We start from the raw sequence: 21,354 nt of genomic DNA, 5'->3' as shown, positions 1-21,354 counted from the left end.
GTGGATCATGCGTTCCTCATCTTGACATCGTCCAGTTCGGCGTGAAATTCTGCGAGTGTTTGCGGATGGGGAAATCTGCCGGTCTGGAATTGTGCTCGTCGAGATCTGGAGGCGTGAAAGATGTCATCTCCTGAATTCCCGGGATTGGATGTTTCCACACGGGTGCGCGCACGTGACATCCAGATGGCCGGGGTCGCCGACGTCCGCCGAAGGGTGCTGATGATCTCCGGGGCGATCGACACCACCGAGCACGACATCTCGGTCAGCGTCAACCTTCCCGAACCCGGCCGCTGGCAGGTGATCAAGTCCGAGACCAACCTGACCGACAAGACCTGGGTCGCGATGCAGGTCGTCACCGACGAGGACTCGACCTTCGTCAACGACGCCGACACCCTCGTGCTTTCCCGCCAGTTCTCGAAATCCTTCATGACGCCGGATCAGCGCCGCCTCACCTTCTACGACGGCGAGGTCCGGCCGGGCGAGGCCGTGCTGAAGGTGTACTCGCTGGACGCCGGCGGGCGGAAGCCGACCTATTCCTACTCCCGCTACAGCCCGATCGCCACCGACACCGCCGAGCAGTCACAGCAGACTCTGGACGACCTGATCGGCAACGGGATGAAGCAGCGCCCCGTGATCGAACTGATCGTCCCGGTGACCGTGATCGGCTGAGCACGCCGGTGATCACCTTCGTCCCCGAGCCCCATCTGCTCGCATCGCCGCGTGGGCGGGAGTGGCCGGTCGTCCCCGGCGTCCGCACGGCGGTCACCCCCGAACCGCCGTCCTCCGCCGACGTCGTCATCGTCGGGGCGGGTCCGGCCGGGCTCGCCGTCGCTTCGGCCCTGTGGCACCACGGCGTCCGCGACCTCGTCGTCGTCGACCGCGACGGCCGACCCTGCGGCCGGTTCTTCGACCGCGTCGACCTGCTCGGCCAACGCGTGCTGCGGTCGCCGTACGAACACCACCCCGGCGTCGAGGGCTACCGCGACTGCGAGCTGCTGGACTTCGCGCGGCTGCACTGGTCGGTGCTGACACCGGTGGAGCGCCGGGAGATCCGCATGGCGCAGGCCGGACATCGTTCGGTCGTCCCGGTCGACGTCTTCGAGGCCTATTGCCGTCATCTGGCCGCGAGCCACCACGTCACCGAACGGACCTGGCGCGGCTCGGTCCGCGAGGTGCTGCCGACTTCGGACGCGGTCACCGTACGCGCCGACCGGTTCTCCGTCACCGCGCGCCACGTCGTGCTCTGCCTCGGCGAGGAACGCCGGTCCGCCCCGGACACCTGGTGGGGCGGCGGCCATCCGCCGCGCGGCGTGACCTATTGGGACGAACCCGTTCCCGGTGCGGGGAAACGCCTCGCCGTCGTCGGCGCCGGCCTCACCGCCGCGCACCTGATCTCCAACGGGCTCGCCCAAGGGCGCGAGGTGCACTGGGTGGTGCGCGAAGCGGGCGAACGCTATCAGTGCGCCGACGTCAACTCGTCGTTCTTCCGTCCCGAAGGCCGTGCCCGCTTCGACGGGGTGAGCTGGTCCGAGCGGCTCGAACTGATGGGCCGGTTCCGGCGCGCGTCGATCATGTTCGAGTTCCGGCCGACGCTCGAGGCGGCCGAAGCCGAAGGGCGGCTGATCGTGCATCGGGGCAAGGCCATCACGAGAGTGACGCCGGGCGTGGGGCTCCACCTCGAAGACGGTTCGCGGATCGCCGTGGACCACGCCGTACTGGCACTCGGCACCACGCCGTCGATCGGTGACGGTCTGATGCCCGACGACGCCGTACTCGATCGCGGCGGCTGGCCGCGGCTGGACGAACGCACTTTCGCGTACGCCGGCGCGCCCCGCGTCTTCGCGGTCGGCGCGGCCGCGGGGATGGCGCTGGGCCCGGCCGCCCGCAACATCGACGGCCACCGGGTCGCCACCGCCCGGGTCGCGGCGGCCGTCGCCGGTAACCTGCGCCGGGACACCCCGCTGCGGACGGCCACGAAGGACGTCGCCCGTGTCTGAACCCTACGACTCCCGTTTCACCCTGCCGTCGATCGACGACGCGCCCTCGACCGAGTCGGGGGTGATCCTGCTGGGCCTGGACGCCGAACGCCTGCTCGCCGGGGTCGGGCTGGCCCGGCTCGCCGACGAACCCGCGCTGGTCGCGCTCGCCGTCGATCAGGCCCGGCACGAGGCGCTCGACCTCGGCCTCGACGCGCTCGTCGAGGCCGGGATCGTTCGCTGGCGCGCGGTCCGGCCGGTGATCGAAGCAGGTCCGGAGATGACGGCGGCGGGTTCCCTGCGCCGAGAATGGGAACACGCCACCGCGCGGGTCACCGCCACGGTGACCGGGCTGGGACCGGCATCGGTGGCGTGCCTCGCGGCCTGCTGGCTGCGTCGCGACGACGTCGAGGAGTTCGCCGCACGCCGGCGGACGCCGGAAAACGGGAGCGATACACAGGATGTCCTATCTCGGGTCTTTGCCGACTGACGCCACACTGCTGCAGGTCTTCCGGAAGTTCCCCGCGCCCGCGGCGAAACTGCTGGACCTCCACGAACTTCTCATGCGGGCGCCGTCGGCGTTCGGCGCCGGGGAGCGGGAGCTGATCGCGGCCTACGTCTCCGGTGTCAACGATTGCGGGTACTGCCACGGGGTCCACACCGTCACCGCGGAGGCTTTCGGTGTGCCGGAAGGACTTCTGACGGCCGCACTGGCCGATCTCGACTCCTCGCCCGTGGACGACCGGATGAAGCCCGTGCTGGCCTACGTGGGCAAGCTGACGCGTACTCCCGCCCGGATGACCGACGCGGACGCCGAAGCGGTGTACGCGGCGGGCTGGGACGAGGCCGCGCTGCACGACGCCGTCCTCGTCTGCGCCCTGTTCAACTTCATGAACCGGATGGTGGAAGGGCTCGGGATCCGCGCCGACGCCGCCTACGCGAAGGTCTCGGGTGTGCGGCTGAAGGAAGGCGGCTACGCCGGCCTCGCGACGCTGCTCGAAGAGGATTCCCCCTGACTGGTCCATCCGGGTGAGGGGTGACCACGAGCGGTCACCGTCTCGCGCTGCGTTCGGCCTGCCACTTTCCGTCGTCGAAACCGGTGCACATTACTCCGTCCGGTGCTCATGATCGCGGAAACGGAGCAGTCGGAGGGAACCTTCCGGCATAGGCGAAAAGCACATCCCCGCGATGATGCATGGCACTGGCCGCGTACCCGCCCTGAGCTGCACGATTTCCTCATCGAAGGAACACCACCGACCAGCCTGGGAGCCATCGATGAGGAACACGGCCACCGACAACGTCCGCTCGCTCTTCGCCGTCCGGGGGATCGACACCGGCTCCGCCGGGAACCAGGTCGAGCTCGTGATCGACCGGTTCGACCATTGGACCAATCAGCACCGCGGCGAGGCGTTCAACTGTTTCACCGGCGCCTGCTGCACCGCCCCGCCGCTGGCCGAAGCGAGCTGAGTGGCCCTCTCCGGCCGTCACTCGTACCCCGAAGACGAGTGGCGGCCGGTGTCGTGTGCGGAGGACGTCCCGCCGGAACGACGGAAAGTAGCCGACCTGCCGAGTAACCCGTCAACGGGTGACCTCTTCCGCCAGGGTGCCTGCGCCGACTCACCACCCGAACGGTGGAACGCGTTCCGTGCGGGCGTGTTTATGTTTGGGGCCATGGGGGTGTGCGTGAGGGGGCGGCGCCATGGTGATCAGAGTTCTCGTGGCCGAAGACATGCACATCGTCAGAGGGGCGCTCGTGGCGCTGCTGCGGCTGGAACCGGATATCGAAGTGGTGTCCGAAGTCGCGTCGGGTGACGAAATCCTCCCCGCCGCGCGGATCTCCGGCACCCAGGTCGCGATCATCGACATCGACCTCCCCGGCAAGGACGGCCTCACCGCGGCCACCGAACTCCACGAGCAGCTCCCGGAGGTCAGGACCCTGATCCTGACCAGCCTCGGCCGACCCGGCACGCTCCGGCGGGCCTTGGCGGCCAAAGTGAACGGCTTCCTGTTGAAGGACGCCCCCGCGGAGAAACTCGCCAACGCCGTACGCGGGGTGGCGGCCGGACGGCGGATGGTCGACGGCGACCTCGCCCTCGCCGCCTGGGACACCGTGGAATGCCCGCTGACGCCGCGGGAGATCGACGTCCTGCGGCTGACCGCCGAAGGCCGGGACACCCTGGAGGTCGCGGCGAAGGCCTTCCTCTCCACCGGAACCGTGCGCAACTACCTGACCACGATCGTGTCGAAGCTCAACGCGCGCAACCGGGTCGACGCGATCCGCATCGCCAAGGAATCCGGCTGGATCTAAACCGGCACCACGGCACGCAACCGGAACCGCCCGTCGGCCTCGACCCCGGCGGTCAGTTCCCCGCCCAGCCCGGCGACGCGATCGGACATGTTCGTGATGCCGCTGCCCGGGGCCTCCACCCGTACCGGCTGCTCCGGCTTCGGCGGCCGTCCGTTCACCACACCGTCGTTGACGATGTCGAGCGCGACGCCGTCGCCGATCCGCCGCACGGCGATCTCGCAGCGTTCGACCTTGCTGTGCCGCAACACGTTCGTCACGCCCTCGCGCAGCACCACGGCCAGTACGGTCCGCACCGTCGTCGGCAGGTCCTCGTGCTCGATCTCCAGCCGCACCTGGACGTCGGCGGCCACCAGAACCGCCTGCGCCGACCGCGACTCCTGATCCAGCGACAGTTCGCGGTAACCGCTCGCCACCGACCGGACGTCGCTCAGCGCCTGCCGTGTCAGCCCGAGGATCTCCAGCAGTTCGTCGGAGGCGCGATCGGTGTCGATGTCCATGATCCGGCTGGTCAGTTCGCTCTTCAGCGCGATCGCCGACAGGCTCATCCCCAGCAGGTCGTGCAGATCGCGGGCGAACCGCAGCCGCTCCTCCGCGACCGCAACCTCGGCGAGGCGTTTCCTGGTCTCGCCCAGTTCGGTCACCAGCCGGATCAGCCAGATGAGACCGAACACCATCAGCCCGGTGTTCAGGATGGACGCGAAGGTGTAGAAGCCGCCGAGGAAGTCGGTGCCGTAGCTGATCCGGATCATCAGCACACCGGCGGCGGTCACCGCGAACGCCGTCCATCCGGCCAGCGGCGGCAGCACCAGCAGCGCGGTGCCGGCGAACAGGCTCGGCAGGCTCACCCACGCGCTCCCGAGCGGGATCAACGGCAGGAAGATCAGGCAGGCCTGGACGAACAGCAGCGCGTAGCTCTGCCGCGAGCGCAGCCGGACGTTCGGGCGGGCGAAATAGGACAGCTGCAGCGTGGTCAGCGCGGTGAGGTAGCCGGCGATGAGCGCGAGCGACCAGCCGTCGTCGGTCAGCATGACCGCACGGGCCATCGCGGAGAGGCTGAAGACGATGAAGACCACCGTCATCGTCCACTGGACGTTCCTGGCGTCGATCCGGGACCAGCGCCCGGACCCCTCGGCCAGCGCCGTCTCGGTGGGCTCGGCCTGTTCGGGCACCGGGAGTTCGGCGTGCAGCCGCCACCGGCCCGCCGCGTCGGGACCCGCGCTCAGCTTCCCGCCGTGCCCGGCGACCTCCGCGGTCACCTCGCGCAGGCTCTCGGCCGTCTCCTCGGGGACGTCCTCGTGCGCCGTTCCGTCGTGGACGATCTCCAGCGCGACCCGGCCGCCGTTCTCGCGCACGGTGATCTCGCAGTGCTCGACGCCGGTGTAGCGGAGCACGTTCGTGACCCCTTCGCGGAGCACCTTCGCCAGCAGGGTGCGCAGCTTGACCGGGAGGTCGACCTGCTGGAGGTCGACCCGCACCGCGACGTTCGACGCCGAGAGCAGCGACACCGCGGTCCGCGATTCCTTGTCGAGCGACAGCTCCCGGTAACCCCTGGCCACCGACCGCACGTCCGACAGCGTCCGCTGGGCGATGCCGGTGATCTCGGCGAGCTCCTCACGGGCCCGGTCCAGTGACTTCCGCAGCAGGCGGTGCACCAGTTCGCCCTTGAGCGCGATCGCGGACAGGCTGAGGCCGAGCAGGTCGTGCAGGTCCCTCGCGAAGGCCAGCCGCTGTTCGGCCACGGCCCGCCTCGCCAGCTCGGTCCTGGCCTGGTGCAGTTCGGTCACCAGCCGCGCGAGCCAGGTCAGCAGGTACACGACCAGGGCGTAGAAGACCGCGGTGACACTGTCGAACACCGCGCCGAGCCAGCTTTCGTCGTTGGCCCACAGGATCCAGATCGTGCCGGCCAGGAACGCGATGCACACCGTCCAGCCCGTCCGCGGCCGGAACAGCAGCGGCGCGCTACCCGCCGCGAGGGTGATCAGTGAGCTCAGCGCCGCGTCGAAGTGCAGGGTCGACAGGAACGCCAGGCACGCCTGCACCGCCAGCATGGCCTTCGCGAGCCTGGTGTCGAGCCGGACCGCCGGACGGCTGAAGAAGAAGAGCTGGATCGCCAGCACGGGCCCGACGTACAGCACGGCCAGCAGGCCCTGCCAGAAGTCCACCCCGGGCTGGAGCAGGACGCCGAGGAGACCGAACAGGCAGGAGTTGACGAAGACGACGGTGATGATCAGCCCGGCGAGGAACAGCGCCCGCCGCGGGCGCCGGTCCACCCCGGCGGTACCCAGAGGTTCGGCGGTCACCGCGAGCTGTTCCGGCACAGGCACCCCAGTGGTAACAGAAGAAGTCTTGATCCTTGGTCGTGCAGCCCCCTTGCGACGGCCGAGGCCGTCGCACGACCCCCATCGCGGTGTGATTCGGATCCTAACCCATCTTCGTTACCCCGGTTCCCGTTTCCGACGACGGGAGGAGGATGATCAAGGAGTCGTTTTCCCGGCCCGGTACTGGGAAAATCCCCGCGGTCACCCGCGCGGGTGTGGGACGTTCGGACCACGCCGCCGATCGCGGAACACGCCACGATGGAAGACGTGGGTTCCATTTTGTACGCCGCCCGGGGTGCGCCACGCGGGGCGGGCGCTCGCGGCGGCGGGGCGCCCGTGGCCCTAAGCTCTGCGCATGGCCAGGTATTTCGACGTACATCCGGAGAATCCGCAACGACGCGCGATCGGACAGGTCGTCGACATCCTGCGCGAGGACGGGCTCATCGCGTACCCGACGGACTCCTGTTTCGCCCTCGGCTGTCAGCTCGGGAACAAACAGGGCATCGACCGCATCCGGAGCATCCGCAAGCTCGACGACCGCCACCACTTCACCCTGGTGTGCCAGGACTTCGCCCAGCTGGGCCAGTTCGTGCACGTGGACAACGCGGTCTTCCGCGCGGTCAAGGCGTCCACACCGGGCAGTTACACGTTCATCCTCCCGGCCACCAAGGAGGTTCCGCGCCGTCTGCTGCACGCCAAGAAGAAGACGGTCGGCGTGCGCATCCCGGACCACGTGGTCACCCAGGCCCTGCTCGGCGAACTCGGCGAGCCGCTCCTGTCGAGCACGCTGCTGCTGCCCGACCAGGAGGAGCCGATGACCCAGGGCTGGGACATCAAGGAGCATCTGGAGCACGTGGTGGACGCGGTGATCGACTCCGGCGACTGCGGGGTCGAACCCACCACGGTCATCGACTTCTCGTCGGGCGAGCCGGAGATCGTGCGCCGGGGCGCCGGCGACACCTCGCGCTTCGAGTGACCGTGGCGGGGACCGGTGTCCGGTCCCCGCCACCGGGCCTTCTTCAGTGGGTGACGAGCCCGTCGGCCTTCGACGGGGCCGACGGGATGTGGAAGAGCCTGGTGAACAGCTCCAGCATCGCCGGTTCGCCCTTGATGGCCACCGCGCCGCAGGTGAGCGCGCTGGCGGCGTCCATCTCGCCGTTCAGCAGCTTCAGCACGACCGGGCCACGCGGCTCGATGATGACGTCGGGGTTCGGGTGCGGGCCCTCCCCGGCCGTGATGGCGCCGTCCTCGATCACCGCGTGCACGATGATCTGATCGCCGTAGTGCAGCTCGAACGCGCATTCGATGCCGCGGGCCGCGTCGGGCTGGAACGTCGTGTACAGCGACAGGATGGCCGCGTCGAGGGTGAACAGGTCGTCGGCGGCCGGGTCGGTGAGCGAACGGGCGCCCCACAGGCCCAGCTGCAGCAGGATCTGGTCGAGGTCGTTGCCGTAGTCGGTCAGCTCGTAGACCACCCCGGCGTCGAGCTGCGAGAGCACCCGGCGCTGGACGACCCCGTGCCGTTCGAGTTCGTTGAGCCGGGTCGACAGGATGCTCGTCGGGATCTTCGGCAGGCCGTGCTGCAGTTCGTCGAACCGCTTCGGCCCGAGCACGAGATCGCGGATCACGAGCAGGGACCAGCGTTCCCCGATGATCTCGAGCGCGCGGGCGAGGCCGCAGAACTGGCCGTAGGTGCGAGCGGTCATGCTTGACTCCTCAGTTTTCTCGGTCTGGTGGCGGGCGGTGCTCGTTCAGCGGATCGGATGTCCCTCGGAGAGCAGTTCGCGGTGCAGCTCTCGCAGTTCGGCGCAGGGTGTCACCCCCAGTTCGTCCTCGAGCCTGGTGCGCAGCCACTCGTAGGACGCCAGCGCGTCGCTGCGCCGTCCGCTGAGCCCCAGCGCGCGGATCAGCTGGGCGTGCAGGGTCTCGTCGAACGGGTCGGCGGTGGTCAGCGACCGCAGCACGCCGAGCATCTCCCGGTGCCTGCCCGCGCGGATCTCGGCCTCGATCCACAGGTCGCGGGCGTTGCGCCGGTGCTCCAGCAGATAGACGGTGTAGGCGGCCAGGGTCGGTCCACAGTGGATGTTCGCCAGCGGGGGACCGGACCACAGGTCCAGTGCGGTACGGAACGCGTGTGCGGCCGCCGCGTTGTCGCCTTCGTCCAGCAGGTCGCGGCCGAGGCGGTGCAGCCGGTGGAACTCCGACACGTCGACCACGCCGGCGTCGATCTCGAGCCGGTACCCGGGCGGACTGGTGACCAGCACGCCGCCGTTGCCTTCGGGGTCGAGATGACGGCGGAGATGGTGGACGTAGGTGTGCAGGGTCCGGCGGGCACTGCGCGGCGGCGCGTCGTTCCACAGCTCGTGGACGAGGGAGTCGACATGGACCGTCTTGCCGGGACGGATGAGCAGCATCGCCAGCAGTTGCAGGAGTTTCGGCGTGCTCGGCGCGCGATCGGCCCCGCCGATGTGCAGCTCGAGTGGCCCCAGCACCCTGGCCGTGTCACCCGGTTCGATGGTCATCGCGTGCATCCCCTGCCCCTCCGGCGGACTCCCCCTCGATGACGGTGACAGAGGCGGAACCTTCGGAACAGTGCCGGAAACACCCGGTGGACCATGATTTTTTCGTTGTGCCGTATGCGATCGTCACGACTTGGAGCGATGAACCGGTTGTGGCAAAAGAGAAGACGCGGAAAACGTCAGAGCCAGTCCGACTCGGTGGCGATGCGAATGGCGTCCACCCTGTTGCGGGCGTTGAGTTTCGTGACCACGGTGGCCAGATAGTTCCGCACGGTCCCCGGCGACAGGAACAGCTCCGCCGCGATGTCGGCGACCGTGCGCCCGTTCGCGGCGAGGCGGAGGATCTCGGCTTCCCGCGGGGTCAGCGGGCTGTCTTCCGTTTCCCAGGCGGACAACGCGAGTTCGCTGTCGATGACCCGGCGGCCGATGGCGACCGAACGGACGGCGTTGGCGAGTTTGTCGGCGGGCGCGTCCTTGAGCAGGAAGCCGTTGACCTTCGCGTCGAGCGCGCGGCGCACGGTGCCCGGGCGGCCGAGCGAGGTGAGGATCAGCGTGCGGACACTCGGAAGTTGCTGGCAGAGCTCGGAAGCGGCCGCGAGCCCGTCCTTGGCAGGCAGATCGATGTCGATGATCGCGACGTCCGGGAGATACTCCGCGGCCATCGGGAGGATCTTGTCGCCCGAACAGACCTCGGCGACGACCTCGATGTCCTGCTCGAGGTTCAGCAGGGCGACCAACGCGCCACGGACCATGTGCATATCCTCGGCCAATAGGACTCGGATCACTCCGACCTCCTCTTCCCCAGAAACGCGCTAACTCTCAGTGTACATAGTGAACCCGGAAGAGTGAATCGAAATCGCACGATCCAAGGTTGCGCCTTTCCTTGTGGCCTGCGTTTGCTGATCAACGTGGCGGTGAGCTGCGACGATGGCGCGGCTTCGAGGGTACTGAAACTGCGAGCGATCGATTACTCGCTGTCAGGAAAGAAGAAGGTAAAATTGCTACCTCGAGTGGTTTTCATTCCCTGTCGAGTACGTTCCATTCCGGTGAATCAGTCCGGCGAACGGGTGAATTCCCTCCTTTCGGAGGCGGCGATGGACTGTTCGGCGGTACCGGCGCCAGGCTCGATCGGACGTCGATCGCGGCATGGTCTCCTCGGCATGAGCCGGTTCGCGCGAAGCCACCACTATCCACAAAGGACGTAAGATGAGCTCATTGCTGGGTGCCCTGCGCAAGGTCATGTTCGCGCCTTCGCTGGCTTCGGTCGGCTTCGAGGGGCGCGGGTTCGGAGTGCCGAGGACGCCGTCGACCGCGCGGCTGGAGTCGATCCCGCAGGCGGTCGTGTGCGGCTTCGAGTGGGGGATCGACGCGCCGGAGCTGTGGGAGGCCGAACGGCGGCTGGACATGGTCGAGCCGGAGATGCGCGGGTTCGCCTACGAGGGCGCGGCGATGGCGTTCACCATCCTCGACGTCATGCCCGGCGGCCGGAAGGACCGCACGGCCGAACTGATGAGCGGGCCAGGGCTCCCGCACGTGTTCCTGACCTACATCGGCATCGGGTTCGCGATGGCCCGCCTGCCCCGGCCGCTGTGGAAGAAGGTGCTGCCGGATCTGGACGGCGTGCCGTTCCATCCGACGATGAGCTGGCTGGCCGTCGACGGGTACGCCTTCGACCGCGCCTACTTCGACACAAGGCGGTGGGTCGACGAGCAGTTCGTCCCCAAGCCGTACCCGTGGGCGGGCGCCCCCGCGTACTTCCCGCGCGCCTGCGATCAGGGCATCGGGCGGGCACTGTGGTTCATCAACGGCGGCGATCCGGTGAAGGTCGCCGAGGCGGTGAACCGCTTCCCGGCAGGGCGCCGTCCGGACCTGTGGAGCGGGGTCGGGCTGGCCGCGACCTTCGCGGGCGGCTGCGACCGGTCAGGGCTGGTGAGGCTCCGCGAGGCGTCGGGGGAGCACCAGGACCACCTCGGGCTCGGCGTCGTGTTCGCGGTGAAGGCGAGGACGTTCTCGTCGTTCGTCCCGCCGCACACCCGCCGCGCCGCCCGTGCGCTGGCCGGGCTGAGCATCGAGGAGGCCGTCGAGCTGGCGGACTCGACCGAGGTCACCGAGGACGCCGCGGACGGGACGCCCGCCTACGAGCTGTGGCGGCGGAACATCCGGGACGGTCTGGCCCCTTCGGTGGGCAGGCTGTCCGCCTGAGGCGCCGTGGACGTCAGGAAAGGGTCGTTCAAGACGTTTTCCGTCTTGAACGACCCTTTCCTGACATCCGGGCGAAGCTCAGGCCGCGCGCTTGAACGGCTCCGGCCGGTGCCGCAGGTCGGGCAGCGCCAGCAGGACCGGCGGGTCGAACAGGCGCTTGGGGCGCACCCGCAGGTCCGCGAGCCGCGCGGTGACCCCCGGCTCGACGGTGATCGGGCCATGGTGCCCGGTGTACCCGGTGCCGCGGCGCGTGAGCGGGCCGGTCACGCAGTGCGCGACGAGGTGCCACTCGCCCTCCGGGACCTCGGTCAGCTGATAGGCGCCGGGGGCGTCGATGACCGTGTACCGCACGGGCGCGCCCTCGGGGATCCGCGTCGGGAAGAGACCGACGAAGACGAGGCCGGGCGAGATCTCCGGCGGCGCCGACACGAAACCGCGGACGGTCGCCCGCTTCGGGCCGGGACGGGGCTCGCCGGCCAGGCCGCGCTGGAAGCCGCCTTGCCGCCGGTACGCGGACGGGGACAGGCCGACGCGGCTGCTGAACCGCGTGCTGAAGGTGCCGACGCTGTTGTAGCCCACGCGGTGGCTGATGTCGGCGACCGTGATCGACGTGGTCAGCAGCAGGCGCTTGGCCTCGTCGAGCCGCAGCGCGGACAGGAACCGGCCGGGCGAGACCCCGGTGGCCTGCTGGAACACCCTGGTGAAATGGAATTTGCTGAAGGTCGCGGCGCGGGCGATGTCGTCGATAGTGAGCTCTTCGCCCAGTTTCTCGTTCATGGCCCCAATGGCTCGCTCCACGGCTCGCCGGACAGTCTCATCCATTGTGCCGTCCTTTCGCTCGAGGAATTCTGGCGTGCTTTGTGGTTTCCGACAGTAGTGTTCGTCACGGCTTCTCCTGAAGTGCTTGATTCATCGCCGGATATGGATTCATGTGTGCGCCGACGTGAAAATTTCACGCGGCGAGGAGCATGCGAAAACCATGGCGCGCCGGTGGTGCGCGCACTGGATCCCGGTGGCCGGTGGCCGGATAATTCCTGGTAGCGCATTCACGCCGGAACCTCCCCGGCCGTGTTGGCGCGGTCCGAAGAACGTATTCCCGCGGCAACACAGAACCGGCCCTTGACCGCGTCCCCCCACGGCGGTCAAGGGCCGGTTTCCATTTCGCGGAACGAGTGTGTGAGGATAGTATCGTCGGCTCGTGGGGCGAGACGCAGGCGAAAGGCAGATGGGGTCGATGATCAAGGTCCTGGTGGCCGAGGACATGCACATTGTCCGGGGGGCCCTGGTCGCGCTGCTCGGTTTGGAACCCGACATCGAAGTCGTCGCCGAATGCGCCAGTGGCGACGAGATCCTGCCGCTCGCCCAGTCCGCGCGCCCCGACATCGCGCTGATCGACATCGACCTGCCGGGCAAGGACGGGCTCACCGCCGCCGCCGAGCTGCACGAGCAGCTGCCCGGCGTACGCACGCTGATCCTCACCTCGCTCGGCAGCCCCGGCACCCTGCGGCGGGCGCTGGCCGCGAAGGTCAACGGTTTCCTGCGCAAGGACGCGCCCGCCGACCGGCTCGCCAACGCGGTCCGCGGGGTCGCCGCCGGACGGCGCGTCGTCGACGGCGACCTGGCACTCGCCGCCTGGGACAGCGAGGACTGCCCGCTCACCGCCCGCGAGATCGAGGTGCTCCGGCTGGCGTCGGTCGGCTCCGACCCGACCGAGATCGCCGCCGAACTGTTCCTGTCCGCCGGCACCGTGCGGAACTACCTGACGACGATCGTTTCGAAGCTCAGCGCCCGCAACCGGGTCGACGCCGTGCGGATCGCGCGCGAGTCCGGCTGGCTGTGACGCCGGCTCGCCTACCGGGCCGGGACGTTCATCGTCGCGTGGGCGAGATCCGCGGCGAACTCGCCGGGAGAAGCCGCCTCCGCGAGCAACCGGCGTTGCCGGGTCGCGCCGGTCCCGTGTTCGAACAGTGAGTCCAATCCCCGGTCGACGTCGTCCGCGTCGCCCGCGGCCGTGAGCGCCGGCCGGATGAAGTCGACGAGTTCGCCGAGCAGTTCGCGCTGATCGGTCTCCCGGCCGGTGAAGACGTCGATACCCGGCCCGTCGAGACCGCGGCGCGCGGCGGCCGTCAAGGCGGCGTCGATCCGGGCGCCGCGGACTCGCGGCGCACTCGCCGTCCCGGCGCAGGTCGCGACCAGCCCGCGTACCAGAGCCGCGAGGAGCACCGCGTCGTCGACGGCCAGGCAGACGTCGGCGATCCGTACCTCGACCGTGGGATGCCGCGGGGAAAGGCGCGCGTAGAAGTACACGCCCGCCGCGTCGAGGGCGGCGCCGCGGCGCAAGGCCTCCCCGATGCTCCGGTCGTACGCGGCCGCGCCGGACCATTCGTCGGGCGGTTTCGCCGTCGGCCAGCGGTCCCAGATCGGGAAGCGTCGGCTCGACCAGCCGGAATCGGCGCCGTTCTGCACCGGGGAGTTGGCGCTGAGGGCGAGTAAGGGGGCGAGCCACGGCCGTAGCCCGGCGAGGACGCGGGCGCCGAGATCCCGTGACGGCATGCCGACGTGCACATGACAGGCGCACGTCCCGGCTTCGCCGATCAGCTCCGGGAACGCCTGCGCCATCCGCCGGTACCGCGGCTCGGGCGTGAGCGTGTCTCCCCGCAGGCCGCCGGGCGGGATCCCCGCAGCCACCATCAGGCAGCCGTCGGCTTCCGCCGCCGTCGCGACGAGGTGCCGCAGCCGGGTCAGCTCCGAGCGCACCTCGTCCAGGCCGCGGCAGACCCCGGTCGCGGTCTCGATCTGGAACCGCATCAGCTCACCGGTGACGTCCGGTCCGGGGGCGAGGCTTTCGAGAAGCTCGGGCGCGCGCAACGCGACCGAGCCGTCCATCGGGTCGAGCAGGACGAACTCCTCTTCCACCCCGAGGGTGTAGTTCATGCCGTCGACGGCCATGGTTCCCCGTTCGTGGGTTTTCTCCGGTGAAGTTCTGAATCTGCCCCTTTCCGCGCGGCGAGGAAAGGGCCGGTGTGCTGAACTTCGTTGCGGCGAAAGTGTTTCGGGGCCTCACTGACGGTCTAGTCTCGGTTCATGATCGAGCTGTACCCGCCCGCCGAGCCGTACGACAAGGGACTGCTCGATGTAGGTGACGGCAACGTCCTCTATTGGGAGACCTGCGGGAATCCGGCAGGGAAGCCCGCGGTCATGCTGCACGGCGGCCCCGGGCAGGGCTGTACGCCGGGGATGCGGCGGATGTTCGACCCGGCCCGCTATCGCGCGGTGCTGTTCGATCAGCGCGGCTGCGGCCGCAGCACCCCGCACGCGAGCGATCCGGCGACCGACATGCGGCACAACACGACGGACCACCTCGTCGCCGACATGGAACGCCTGCGAGAACACCTGGGGATCGAACGCTGGCTCGTCACCGGAGGTTCATGGGGCACGACACTCGCGCTCGCCTACGCCGAACGATTCCCGGAGCGGGTCACCGAGATCGTCGTCAGCTCCATCAGCACGACACGGCCGTCCGAGATCGACTGGCTGTATCACGGCGCGGGCCGGTTCTTTCCCGAGGAATGGGCCCGCTTTCGCGGTGATATCCCGGGTGATCTGGTCGCCGCCTACGCACGGCTCATGGAGGATCCCGACCCGCGGGTCCGGATCGAGGCCGCCCGTTCCTGGTGCCGTTGGGAGGATACCGTGCTGTCACTGGAACCCGGCGCGACCGTCCACAATGGTCCGACCGGCGAGTGGGAACTCGCCTTCGCGCGCATCGTCACGCACTACTACTCCCACGCCGCCTGGCTGGAAGCCGGCGCGCTGATCCGCGACGCGGGCCTGTTGCGGGACATTCCCGGCGTGCTGATCCACGGACGCCGGGACCTGAGCTGCCCAGTGGACACGGCCTGGGAACTCGCCCGCGCCTGGCCCGGCGCGGAGTTGCTGATCGACGACGATTCGGGACACCATTCGAGTGACGTGAAACGGGCCTGGAAGCTCGCGGCGCTGGACCGGTTCGCTGGGTCTTAGGAGAGCAGACGATCCCTTACCTGGCTTAGCTGAGTCCTGGTGGCTCCTCCCTTCGTCAGGTAGTCATATGCGCCCCCGTGGCGGGTTTCCAGATGGGCCAAGGTGCGGAGAATCGTGTCGCCGCTGCATCCTTCCGTGCGCGCGTAGTCCTCGGCGATCGCCGAGGCCGGCACACCCGCGACGCTCAGCGCGAGCGCGACGAGCACTCCCGTCCGGTCGCGCCCGGCACTGCAGTGCACCGCGAGCGGTCCGGGCGGAGCGTCACTCAGCTGAACGAAGACGCCGGTGATCTGACGTCGATTGTCGTCGAGCATCGTGCGATACGCGTCCGGCATGGTCGTGCCCTGCTCGGCCAGCTCGGCGATCAAGGGCGCGTTGCGGTACACGGGATCGTCCGCGAACGGGCTCGGCTCCCGCGCGGTTTCCCGCGCCCACCGGAGGTCGAGTATCCGGCCGATCCCCGCCGCGCGCACCGCGGCTATTCCCTCGGCGGTCAGCCGATTGTGGCTGTCGGACCGGAGAAGCGCGCCGAACCGGATCCGCCGTCCATCGGCCGACAGTAATCCGCCTACGTCGCGGCTGTTGAGGCAGCCGGCCCAGTCGAGCTTCATCGAGCGACTCCTAGATGAGGTTGTCGGCGTGGTTCGAGCTTATCGAGGAGTAAGGCAAAGGCGACGCGTTTGTCAGTGGGCCGAAGGGAGCTTTCGCTGCGTCTGATGCGGCGATAGGCCCCTTCGCGCCTTGCTGGTTGCGGCCGGGTTCGCTTTACGCCCCCAGGTCGGCGAGTTGAGTGCGCCTAATGTGGCATGGGAGACGGTGAGCGTCCCCAATGCCACATTGGGCGCATCGGGGCGTCGGAGCGCAGCCACCTTCGCCGTACGGGTTGCTAGGCGGACGCGACATGAGCAGTCGCGGTCCGGCCTATGTCCTGAGGTGCATGGTGTTCCTCCTTGGTGTTCCGGTCGGGTCGAGGTAAGCGGGCGGGGTGAATTCGGGTAGGCCGTCTTGGGCGATCTGGACTTTCCATTCGCTGCGGTGGATGAGTCGGTGGTGTTTGGTGCAGAGGAGTACGAGGTTGTCGATTTTGGTTTCGCCGTGGTGTCGCCAGAAAACAATGTGGTGGGCGGTGCAGCGGGGGACGGGCATGTCGCAGCCGGGGAACGCGCAGCCTCCGTCCCGGAGGGTGAGCGCGTATTTCTGGGCCAGTGACACGGTGCGTTTGGAGCGGCCGATGTCGAGTGGTTCGCCTGCGGTGCCGAGGACGCCGGGTCTGACGCGGGCATCGCTGGCAAGGATCCGGGCGTCGGTCGCACTGATCGGGCCGACCAGATCCAGGTGGGCTTCACCGATGTCGCGGATCAGGTCGTCGTAGGACATGGTGATGAGGATGTGGGTGGCTTCCCCGGCCTGGCCGGGGAGGTTCCGGCTGGTGGTCTTCAGGCGGACGTAGTCGGTGAAGGCGTCCCCGTAACGTTCGTCCTGAGTCCGGGGATCCCGGACTCCGTCGATGGCCTTGTGCGGCTTGGCCATCGGATCCAGGTCAGACTTCAACCGGGCGTAGGTTTCCAGATCAAGCCGGGCCTTGAGGCCGAGAGTGCCGTCGCGGTGCTTGACGAACCGTAGCTCCGGCCGGGTCTCCTTCGGGTCGTCGTTGCGGGGTTCTTTGCCGTCGGGGTCGAGTTCGTCCAGGAGACGGCGTCCGGCGCGGGCGATCTGGCGTGGTCCCGCATGTCTGGCTAGCTCGACGAGGATCTTCTCCCCAGCCCGCACGTCCTCATCCGGAACACTCGACGGGACCCGGGCGAGGGTCTTGATGATCGCGTCGATCTGACTCCCACCGATCGCGCCCTCCGCAGCAGCCTCAGCCGTCAGTGGAGCCAGCGGCGGTTCAGGGTCGCCAACGATCGACAGACCGGGATGCAGGGCCAGTACCCGATCCGCGCGGGCGGCGGCTTCCTTCTCCGACACCAGGAAGTCTTCGAGTATCAGCCCGGCCAGCGTCGAATGACCGCTGCAGCCACGGATCCCGCGGGAGTTGATTTCGGCGAGGATGGCGTTCTGCTCGGCATCCAGTTGGCGTTTCAACACTTCGAGTTCTTGTTTACGCGCATGCAGCGTCGCCGTGTCGACGCGCCACCACTCGGCGGGCGTCGTCTCGGGTCTGCTGTCGTTGGACACAAGATCAACGCTACGCCGATTCGAACACCTGTGCTATAGCGTATTCAGACTATATCGAAAGGTATAGGGCGCCTAAAGGCAATGCGGAGGGCGTGAGTGGCCGCATTTAGTCGACTAACTGCGGCCACCCGCCCCACCCCGCCCGCCGGAATCACGCGGCGCGGTGAATGACGATGTCGTCCAGCCGCGTGCGGGCGTAGACCTTGACCCCGGCCTCGCTGTCGGTCGCGACGGAGTTGCGCACGGATCCCTTGGTGCTCTTGGCATCCACCGACGCGGTGTCCCCGTCGACGCCGACCTCGATACCGCCGGACGCGTTCACCAGTTCGGCCTCGCCGCGCGACAGCCGTCCGATGCGGATCGGGCAGTTGGCCGCCTTCGCGACGATGTCGCCGTCGGCGCGGTCGATGTCGAAACTTCCGCTGGCACCGGAAAGTTCGACGTCGGACCGGGCGTGCCCGATCCAGACCTTCCCGGTCGCGCCCGAGTACTTGACGGTGCCTTCGACCTCGCCGATCCGGACGCCGGCCGAGCCGCCGTCGAGGTCGACGGTCCCGGAGATGTGCCCGATCGCGACGTCGCCGGCCGCGAGGTTGCCCCGCACCGCCGCGACGCGCTCGATCCGGGCCTGTCCCGACGACATCTCCAGCACGCAATCGCCGAACCGGCCGTCGGCCTCGACGTCCGACCAGGCCGTGTTCAGGACCAGCTCGGAACCGGTGGGCACCTCGATCGTGATGGCGACCGAGCCGTTCTTGCCGCCGGCCTTCTTCGTCTCGATCGACAGCTTTCCGCCGTCGAAGCCGACCTTGGTGTTCTCGGCGACCTTCACGTCCGACTTGCTCGTGGCGTCGATCGGCTCGACCAGCACCACCGTGTCGGTGCGGTCGCTCGCGGTGAGGCGAACCCGGGCGCCGGCGACGGTCAGCGTGGCGGCGATCGGCTGCGGGGTGGGGAAGACGGACATCTCGAACTCCTTGGTGGTGGTGATCTCTCGTTGTTGAGGCAACGATCGCCGACCCGCCTGACACCGGACCGCCACGGCGCTGACACGCCGGAGACACCGGGCCCCTCGCGAGAACACGAGGGGCCCAGGGCTCACCGGAAGATCACTCCGCGTACGGCTGATCAGTGCCCTTCGCGCTGTAGCCGATGCTCCAGATGTAGCCGTCCAGGTCCGCGAAGGTGCCGCCGTACCCGCCCCACGGCAGAGCACCCGCGGGCTTCAGGATCGTGGCGCCCGCCTTCTCGGCCTCCGCGACGACCTCGTCGACGCGTGCCTCGCTGCGGACGACGTAGGTGAGGACGAGCCCGCTGAAGCCACTGCCTTCCGGGCTCGTGCCCACCTGGCCCGCGAGGCCTTCGCGGCCGTAGAAGCCGACCCGCGAGCCGCCGTCCGGTTCGAAGAACACCGAGACGCCGTAGTCGTCCTTGATCTTCCAGCCGAGCCCCTCGGTGTAGAACGCCCTGGACGTGGCCAGGTCCTTGACGCCGAGCAGGATCGAGCTGACGTGCGCTTTCATGATGGTCTCCTGGGGATTCGAAACGGGTGGTCGGACCGGCGATGTCACATCGGGACGGGTTCGCCGGTCATTCGATGTGACAGACCCGGACGGAGGAATGTGACAGATGGCCGAGCAGGATTGGGTGAGCGAGCGGTTCGCCGAGCATCAAGGTCGCTTGCGGGCGGTGGCCTACCGGATACTCGGTTCGCCAGGGGAGGCCGAGGACGCGGTGCAGGAGGCGTGGCTGCGGGTCAGCCGCGCGGACACCGACGACATCGAGAATCCGGCGGGCTGGCTGACCACGGTCGTCGCCAGGGTCTGCCTGAACATGCTGGAATCGCGCCGCGCCAGACGGGAGGAGTCCGCGGGGGCGATGCCGCCCGAGCCCGGCGTGCCGGATGTCGCCAAGGAAGACCCGGAGGACGAGGCGCTGCTGGCCGATTCGGTCGGGGTCGCGCTGATGGTGGTGCTGGACAAGCTGAACCCCGCCGAGCGGCTCGCGTTCGTCCTGCATGACGTGTTCGCCGTGTCGTTCGGCGAGATCGGCACCGTCCTCGGCCGTTCGCCGGCGGCCGCTCGGCAGCTCGCGAGCCGGGCCAGGCGCCGGGTGCAGACCGCTTCCGACGAGACGGACGCCGCGCGATCCCCGAAGCGGGAGGTCATCGCCGCCTTTCTGGCCGCAGCTCGAAACGGTGATTTCGAAGCCCTGCTCGAAGTGCTCGACCCGGACGCCGTGGTCGGCGAGGTCCGCGGCGGCCACGCGGTCGCGGCCTTCTTCTCCGGACGCGCGGAGGCGGCCCGGCTGGCCCTGGTCGGCGGGGATCCATCGGCCGTCTGGTCGCATCGCGGCGAGGCGAAGGCCGTCTTCACGTTCAGCGTTCACGACGGGAAGATCACCAGGATCGACATCGACACCGACCCGGAACGCCTCCGCGGTCTCGAAATCGCCTTCCTCAGCGCCAAATGATCCGGTTCTTCTCGTGCACGCTCGCCGTCCACGATCTCGGCAGCGCGCTCGGCTTCTATCGTGACGTGCTCGGTTTCACCGTGTGGGGTGACGGACCGGTGAGCGTCGGACCGCCTTCGCAGCCGGACGTGCGGATCGTCCTCGAACCACCCGACGCGGACCGCGGTGCCTCAACAGCCGACCGGTCCGCGATCGAGGATCTGATGTCCAAGGCCTTACTGAACCGGCTCGTCTTCGCGACCGACGACTGCGACGGCACCTTTGAGCGCATCGAGGCCGCGGGCGTCGAAGTGATGCAGGAACCGATCGACCGGCCAGGAGGTGTACGCGATTGCGCCTTCCTCGACCCCTCCGGCAATCTGCTGCGCTTCATCCAGAGGACGGAAGCTTGACGTCCTCAGGCGTCTTGTCCGCCCGCAAACCCCGCCACGTCGTATGCCGCAGACGGCCGTCCGGTGTCCAGTTCCGGTGCACGACCTCACCGACGAGTTCCGGCTTCACCCAGTGCACCCGCCGCGCCCGATCGCGCGGGACCTCCGAGGCGAAGGGCGGCTTCTTCCGCTCCAGCGGAGTGAGCCGGGCATGCAGGTCTTCGAGGACCTTGTCGCTGAACCCGGTCCCGACGTCGCCGATGTACCGCAGGTCGCCGGCGTCGTCATGGGCGCCGAGCAGCAGCGCGCCGAGCGTTCCCGAGCGCCGTCCGTCGCCGGGACGCCAGCCGCCGACCACGACCTCTTGGGTGTGCCACAGCGCCCGTTTGATCCATTGCCGTGTCCGCTTGCCGGGGTAGTAGCGGCTGTCGAGCTTCTTCGCGATCAAGCCTTCGAGCCCGTGCTGCCGGACGACGTCGAGCAGCTGATCGGGTGAGATGTCGTCGTCGGTGTACCCCGGTGGGATGGCGATGCGGCCGCCGGCACCCAAGGACGTCAGCACCTCGCGCCGGGCCTCGTACGGCTCGTCGAGCAGGACGTCGCCGTCGAGAAACAGCACGTCGAAGGCGAAGAAGTGCACCGGGCTGCGTTCCAGCAGCGACGCGTCCGGCGTGCGCAGGTGCCGGGTCTGCAGCAGCGGGAAGCTGGGCCTGCCCTGCTCGTCGAGCACGACGATCTCGCCGTCGAGGACGGCTTCGCGACCATCGAGCGCTTCGCCGGTGACGTCCGGGTACGTCGTCGTGATGTCGAGCCCGCGGCGGCTGGTCAGCCGCGTCTCGCCGTCGCGCGCGACACGCAGGCAGCAGCGGTAGCCGTCCCATTTGTATTCGTATCCCCACCCGCCGGTGGGCAGGTCGCCGTCGGTCGCCAGCATCGGGGCGATCGCGTCCGGCACGGTGCTCATGCCTCACGGTACCCCGGAAACCC

Annotated in this window: 23 protein-coding genes; 12 read left to right on the top strand and 11 right to left on the bottom strand. The window is 68.7% G+C overall.

Annotation, left to right across the window (positions count from 1 at the left end; all coding sequences use genetic code 11):
* Nucleotides 1-183: 183 nt before the first annotated feature.
* The 6 genes from AJAP_RS29805 to AJAP_RS29780 all read left to right on the top strand — a co-directional run bounded on the left by AJAP_RS29805 (nucleotide 184) and on the right by AJAP_RS29780 (nucleotide 4,284).
* Nucleotides 184-669 carry a DUF6423 family protein gene (locus AJAP_RS29805; RefSeq protein WP_038524120.1) on the top strand — a complete coding sequence of 162 codons (486 nt, stop codon included), beginning with the start codon at nucleotides 184-186 and terminating at the stop codon, nucleotides 667-669.
* A gap of 8 nt (nucleotides 670-677) precedes the next feature.
* A complete protein-coding gene (locus tag AJAP_RS29800) occupies nucleotides 678-1,997 on the top strand; it encodes an FAD-dependent oxidoreductase (RefSeq protein WP_038517452.1) in 1,320 nt (439 codons plus the stop codon).
* Nucleotides 1,990-2,466 (top strand): DUF6187 family protein, encoded by a 477-nt coding sequence (locus tag AJAP_RS29795; protein ID WP_038517449.1) that lies wholly within the window; start codon nucleotides 1,990-1,992, stop codon nucleotides 2,464-2,466. The genes AJAP_RS29800 and AJAP_RS29795 overlap by 8 nt, the downstream gene beginning before the upstream one ends.
* Nucleotides 2,438-2,992: a carboxymuconolactone decarboxylase family protein gene (locus AJAP_RS29790; RefSeq protein ID WP_038517447.1), complete on the top strand. Its 555-nt coding sequence runs from the start codon at nucleotides 2,438-2,440 to the stop codon at nucleotides 2,990-2,992. The genes AJAP_RS29795 and AJAP_RS29790 overlap by 29 nt, the downstream gene beginning before the upstream one ends.
* A 259-nt stretch (nucleotides 2,993-3,251) precedes the next feature.
* Nucleotides 3,252-3,443, top strand: coding sequence for a hypothetical protein (locus tag AJAP_RS29785; protein ID WP_038517444.1), 192 nt, complete (start codon nucleotides 3,252-3,254; stop codon nucleotides 3,441-3,443).
* Between the two features lie 232 nt (nucleotides 3,444-3,675).
* Complete coding sequence (locus AJAP_RS29780; protein WP_084098382.1) at nucleotides 3,676-4,284, top strand: response regulator transcription factor; 609 nt, start codon at nucleotides 3,676-3,678, stop codon at nucleotides 4,282-4,284.
* On the opposite strand, the gene AJAP_RS29775 is transcribed toward AJAP_RS29780, so the two are convergent.
* A complete protein-coding gene (locus tag AJAP_RS29775; protein ID WP_083649926.1) occupies nucleotides 4,281-6,602 on the bottom strand; it encodes a sensor histidine kinase in 2,322 nt (773 codons plus the stop codon). The genes AJAP_RS29780 and AJAP_RS29775 overlap by 4 nt on opposite strands.
* 355 nt (nucleotides 6,603-6,957) lie before the next feature.
* Between AJAP_RS29775 and AJAP_RS29770 the strand changes: the two genes are divergently transcribed.
* A complete protein-coding gene (locus AJAP_RS29770; RefSeq protein WP_005154159.1) occupies nucleotides 6,958-7,578 on the top strand; it encodes an L-threonylcarbamoyladenylate synthase in 621 nt (206 codons plus the stop codon).
* A 43-nt stretch (nucleotides 7,579-7,621) separates the two neighbouring features.
* Here AJAP_RS29770 and AJAP_RS29765 read toward each other — a convergent pair whose 3' ends face one another.
* The 3 genes from AJAP_RS29765 to AJAP_RS29755 all read right to left on the bottom strand — a co-directional run bounded on the left by AJAP_RS29765 (nucleotide 7,622) and on the right by AJAP_RS29755 (nucleotide 9,906).
* Nucleotides 7,622-8,308, bottom strand: coding sequence for a winged helix-turn-helix transcriptional regulator (locus tag AJAP_RS29765; protein ID WP_038517440.1), 687 nt, complete (start codon nucleotides 8,306-8,308; stop codon nucleotides 7,622-7,624).
* Nucleotides 8,309-8,353: 45 nt separating this feature from the next.
* Nucleotides 8,354-9,133: an AfsR/SARP family transcriptional regulator gene (locus AJAP_RS29760; protein WP_038517439.1), complete on the bottom strand. Its 780-nt coding sequence runs from the start codon at nucleotides 9,131-9,133 to the stop codon at nucleotides 8,354-8,356.
* A gap of 167 nt (nucleotides 9,134-9,300) precedes the next feature.
* Entirely contained in the window at nucleotides 9,301-9,906 is a 606-nt protein-coding gene (locus AJAP_RS29755) for a response regulator transcription factor (protein WP_038517437.1), read from the bottom strand.
* Between the two features lie 421 nt (nucleotides 9,907-10,327).
* Between AJAP_RS29755 and AJAP_RS29750 the strand changes: the two genes are divergently transcribed.
* A complete protein-coding gene (locus AJAP_RS29750; RefSeq protein ID WP_038517435.1) occupies nucleotides 10,328-11,323 on the top strand; it encodes a DUF1702 family protein in 996 nt (331 codons plus the stop codon).
* 78 nt (nucleotides 11,324-11,401) lie between these two features.
* Here AJAP_RS29750 and AJAP_RS29745 read toward each other — a convergent pair whose 3' ends face one another.
* A complete protein-coding gene (locus AJAP_RS29745) occupies nucleotides 11,402-12,100 on the bottom strand; it encodes an AraC family transcriptional regulator (protein WP_083649927.1) in 699 nt (232 codons plus the stop codon).
* A 457-nt stretch (nucleotides 12,101-12,557) separates the two neighbouring features.
* On the opposite strand from AJAP_RS29745, the gene AJAP_RS29740 reads away from it, so the two are divergent.
* Nucleotides 12,558-13,163 carry a response regulator transcription factor gene (locus AJAP_RS29740; RefSeq protein WP_038524115.1) on the top strand — a complete coding sequence of 202 codons (606 nt, stop codon included), beginning with the start codon at nucleotides 12,558-12,560 and terminating at the stop codon, nucleotides 13,161-13,163.
* An 11-nt stretch (nucleotides 13,164-13,174) separates the two neighbouring features.
* On the opposite strand, the gene AJAP_RS29735 is transcribed toward AJAP_RS29740, so the two are convergent.
* The gene (locus AJAP_RS29735) at nucleotides 13,175-14,272 is read right to left on the bottom strand and encodes a carboxylate-amine ligase (protein WP_038517433.1); all 1,098 of its coding nucleotides are present in this window, start codon (nucleotides 14,270-14,272) and stop codon (nucleotides 13,175-13,177) included.
* Nucleotides 14,273-14,407: 135 nt separating this feature from the next.
* Between AJAP_RS29735 and pip the strand changes: the two genes are divergently transcribed.
* On the top strand, nucleotides 14,408-15,346 hold the full coding sequence (gene pip / locus AJAP_RS29730; RefSeq protein ID WP_038517431.1) for a prolyl aminopeptidase: 939 nt from the start codon (nucleotides 14,408-14,410) through the stop codon (nucleotides 15,344-15,346).
* Here the strand turns inward: pip and AJAP_RS29725 are convergent.
* The 4 genes from AJAP_RS29725 to AJAP_RS29710 all read right to left on the bottom strand — a co-directional run bounded on the left by AJAP_RS29725 (nucleotide 15,343) and on the right by AJAP_RS29710 (nucleotide 19,047).
* Nucleotides 15,343-15,957 carry a tyrosine-protein phosphatase gene (locus AJAP_RS29725; RefSeq protein ID WP_038517428.1) on the bottom strand — a complete coding sequence of 205 codons (615 nt, stop codon included), beginning with the start codon at nucleotides 15,955-15,957 and terminating at the stop codon, nucleotides 15,343-15,345. The two genes, pip and AJAP_RS29725, sit on opposite strands and share 4 nt — an antisense overlap.
* Nucleotides 15,958-16,267: 310 nt before the next feature.
* The gene (locus tag AJAP_RS29720; RefSeq protein ID WP_038517427.1) at nucleotides 16,268-17,524 is read right to left on the bottom strand and encodes an HNH endonuclease signature motif containing protein; all 1,257 of its coding nucleotides are present in this window, start codon (nucleotides 17,522-17,524) and stop codon (nucleotides 16,268-16,270) included.
* 151 nt (nucleotides 17,525-17,675) lie between these two features.
* Nucleotides 17,676-18,491, bottom strand: a complete 816-nt coding sequence (locus AJAP_RS29715) for a DUF4097 family beta strand repeat-containing protein (protein ID WP_038517426.1) — start codon at nucleotides 18,489-18,491, stop codon at nucleotides 17,676-17,678.
* 142 nt (nucleotides 18,492-18,633) lie between these two features.
* Nucleotides 18,634-19,047, bottom strand: a complete 414-nt coding sequence (locus tag AJAP_RS29710) for a VOC family protein (RefSeq protein WP_038517424.1) — start codon at nucleotides 19,045-19,047, stop codon at nucleotides 18,634-18,636.
* 106 nt (nucleotides 19,048-19,153) lie between these two features.
* On the opposite strand from AJAP_RS29710, the gene AJAP_RS29705 reads away from it, so the two are divergent.
* Together AJAP_RS29705 and AJAP_RS29700 are read left to right on the top strand one after the other, a co-directional pair.
* The gene (locus AJAP_RS29705; protein ID WP_038517423.1) at nucleotides 19,154-19,996 is read left to right on the top strand and encodes a sigma-70 family RNA polymerase sigma factor; all 843 of its coding nucleotides are present in this window, start codon (nucleotides 19,154-19,156) and stop codon (nucleotides 19,994-19,996) included.
* Nucleotides 19,993-20,388, top strand: a complete 396-nt coding sequence (locus AJAP_RS29700; RefSeq protein ID WP_038517421.1) for a VOC family protein — start codon at nucleotides 19,993-19,995, stop codon at nucleotides 20,386-20,388. Before AJAP_RS29705 ends, AJAP_RS29700 begins: the two co-directional genes overlap by 4 nt.
* On the opposite strand, the gene ligD is transcribed toward AJAP_RS29700, so the two are convergent.
* Complete coding sequence (gene ligD, locus AJAP_RS29695; RefSeq protein ID WP_038517419.1) at nucleotides 20,366-21,331, bottom strand: non-homologous end-joining DNA ligase; 966 nt, start codon at nucleotides 21,329-21,331, stop codon at nucleotides 20,366-20,368. The two genes, AJAP_RS29700 and ligD, sit on opposite strands and share 23 nt — an antisense overlap.
* Nucleotides 21,332-21,354: the final 23 nt, after the last annotated feature.

It is taken from the genome of Amycolatopsis japonica (assembly GCF_000732925.1).
GTDB classification, from domain to species: domain Bacteria; phylum Actinomycetota; class Actinomycetes; order Mycobacteriales; family Pseudonocardiaceae; genus Amycolatopsis; species Amycolatopsis japonica.
The sequence above is the reverse complement of the archived record's forward strand: the minus strand, read 5'-3'. Positions and strand labels throughout refer to the sequence as shown.

Excerpts from the sequence above, each read along its gene's own strand:
- AJAP_RS29805 (WP_038524120.1), top strand. The coding sequence starts at position 184 with ATGGCCGGGGTCGCCGACGTCCGCCGAAGGGTGCTGATGATCTCCGGG.
- AJAP_RS29790 (WP_038517447.1), top strand. The coding sequence starts at position 2,438 with ATGTCCTATCTCGGGTCTTTGCCGACTGACGCCACACTGCTGCAGGTC.
- AJAP_RS29785 (WP_038517444.1), top strand. The coding sequence starts at position 3,252 with ATGAGGAACACGGCCACCGACAACGTCCGCTCGCTCTTCGCCGTCCGG.
- AJAP_RS29780 (WP_084098382.1), top strand. The coding sequence starts at position 3,676 with ATGGTGATCAGAGTTCTCGTGGCCGAAGACATGCACATCGTCAGAGGG.
- AJAP_RS29770 (WP_005154159.1), top strand. The coding sequence starts at position 6,958 with ATGGCCAGGTATTTCGACGTACATCCGGAGAATCCGCAACGACGCGCG.
- AJAP_RS29765 (WP_038517440.1), bottom strand. The coding sequence starts at position 8,308 with ATGACCGCTCGCACCTACGGCCAGTTCTGCGGCCTCGCCCGCGCGCTC.
- AJAP_RS29760 (WP_038517439.1), bottom strand. The coding sequence starts at position 9,133 with ATGCACGCGATGACCATCGAACCGGGTGACACGGCCAGGGTGCTGGGG.
- AJAP_RS29750 (WP_038517435.1), top strand. The coding sequence starts at position 10,328 with ATGAGCTCATTGCTGGGTGCCCTGCGCAAGGTCATGTTCGCGCCTTCG.
- AJAP_RS29745 (WP_083649927.1), bottom strand. The coding sequence starts at position 12,100 with ATGAACGAGAAACTGGGCGAAGAGCTCACTATCGACGACATCGCCCGC.
- AJAP_RS29740 (WP_038524115.1), top strand. The coding sequence starts at position 12,558 with ATGATCAAGGTCCTGGTGGCCGAGGACATGCACATTGTCCGGGGGGCC.
- AJAP_RS29735 (WP_038517433.1), bottom strand. The coding sequence starts at position 14,272 with ATGGCCGTCGACGGCATGAACTACACCCTCGGGGTGGAAGAGGAGTTC.
- pip (WP_038517431.1), top strand. The coding sequence starts at position 14,408 with ATGATCGAGCTGTACCCGCCCGCCGAGCCGTACGACAAGGGACTGCTC.
- AJAP_RS29725 (WP_038517428.1), bottom strand. The coding sequence starts at position 15,957 with ATGAAGCTCGACTGGGCCGGCTGCCTCAACAGCCGCGACGTAGGCGGA.
- AJAP_RS29715 (WP_038517426.1), bottom strand. The coding sequence starts at position 18,491 with ATGTCCGTCTTCCCCACCCCGCAGCCGATCGCCGCCACGCTGACCGTC.
- AJAP_RS29710 (WP_038517424.1), bottom strand. The coding sequence starts at position 19,047 with ATGAAAGCGCACGTCAGCTCGATCCTGCTCGGCGTCAAGGACCTGGCC.
- AJAP_RS29705 (WP_038517423.1), top strand. The coding sequence starts at position 19,154 with ATGGCCGAGCAGGATTGGGTGAGCGAGCGGTTCGCCGAGCATCAAGGT.
- AJAP_RS29700 (WP_038517421.1), top strand. The coding sequence starts at position 19,993 with ATGATCCGGTTCTTCTCGTGCACGCTCGCCGTCCACGATCTCGGCAGC.
- ligD (WP_038517419.1), bottom strand. The coding sequence starts at position 21,331 with ATGAGCACCGTGCCGGACGCGATCGCCCCGATGCTGGCGACCGACGGC.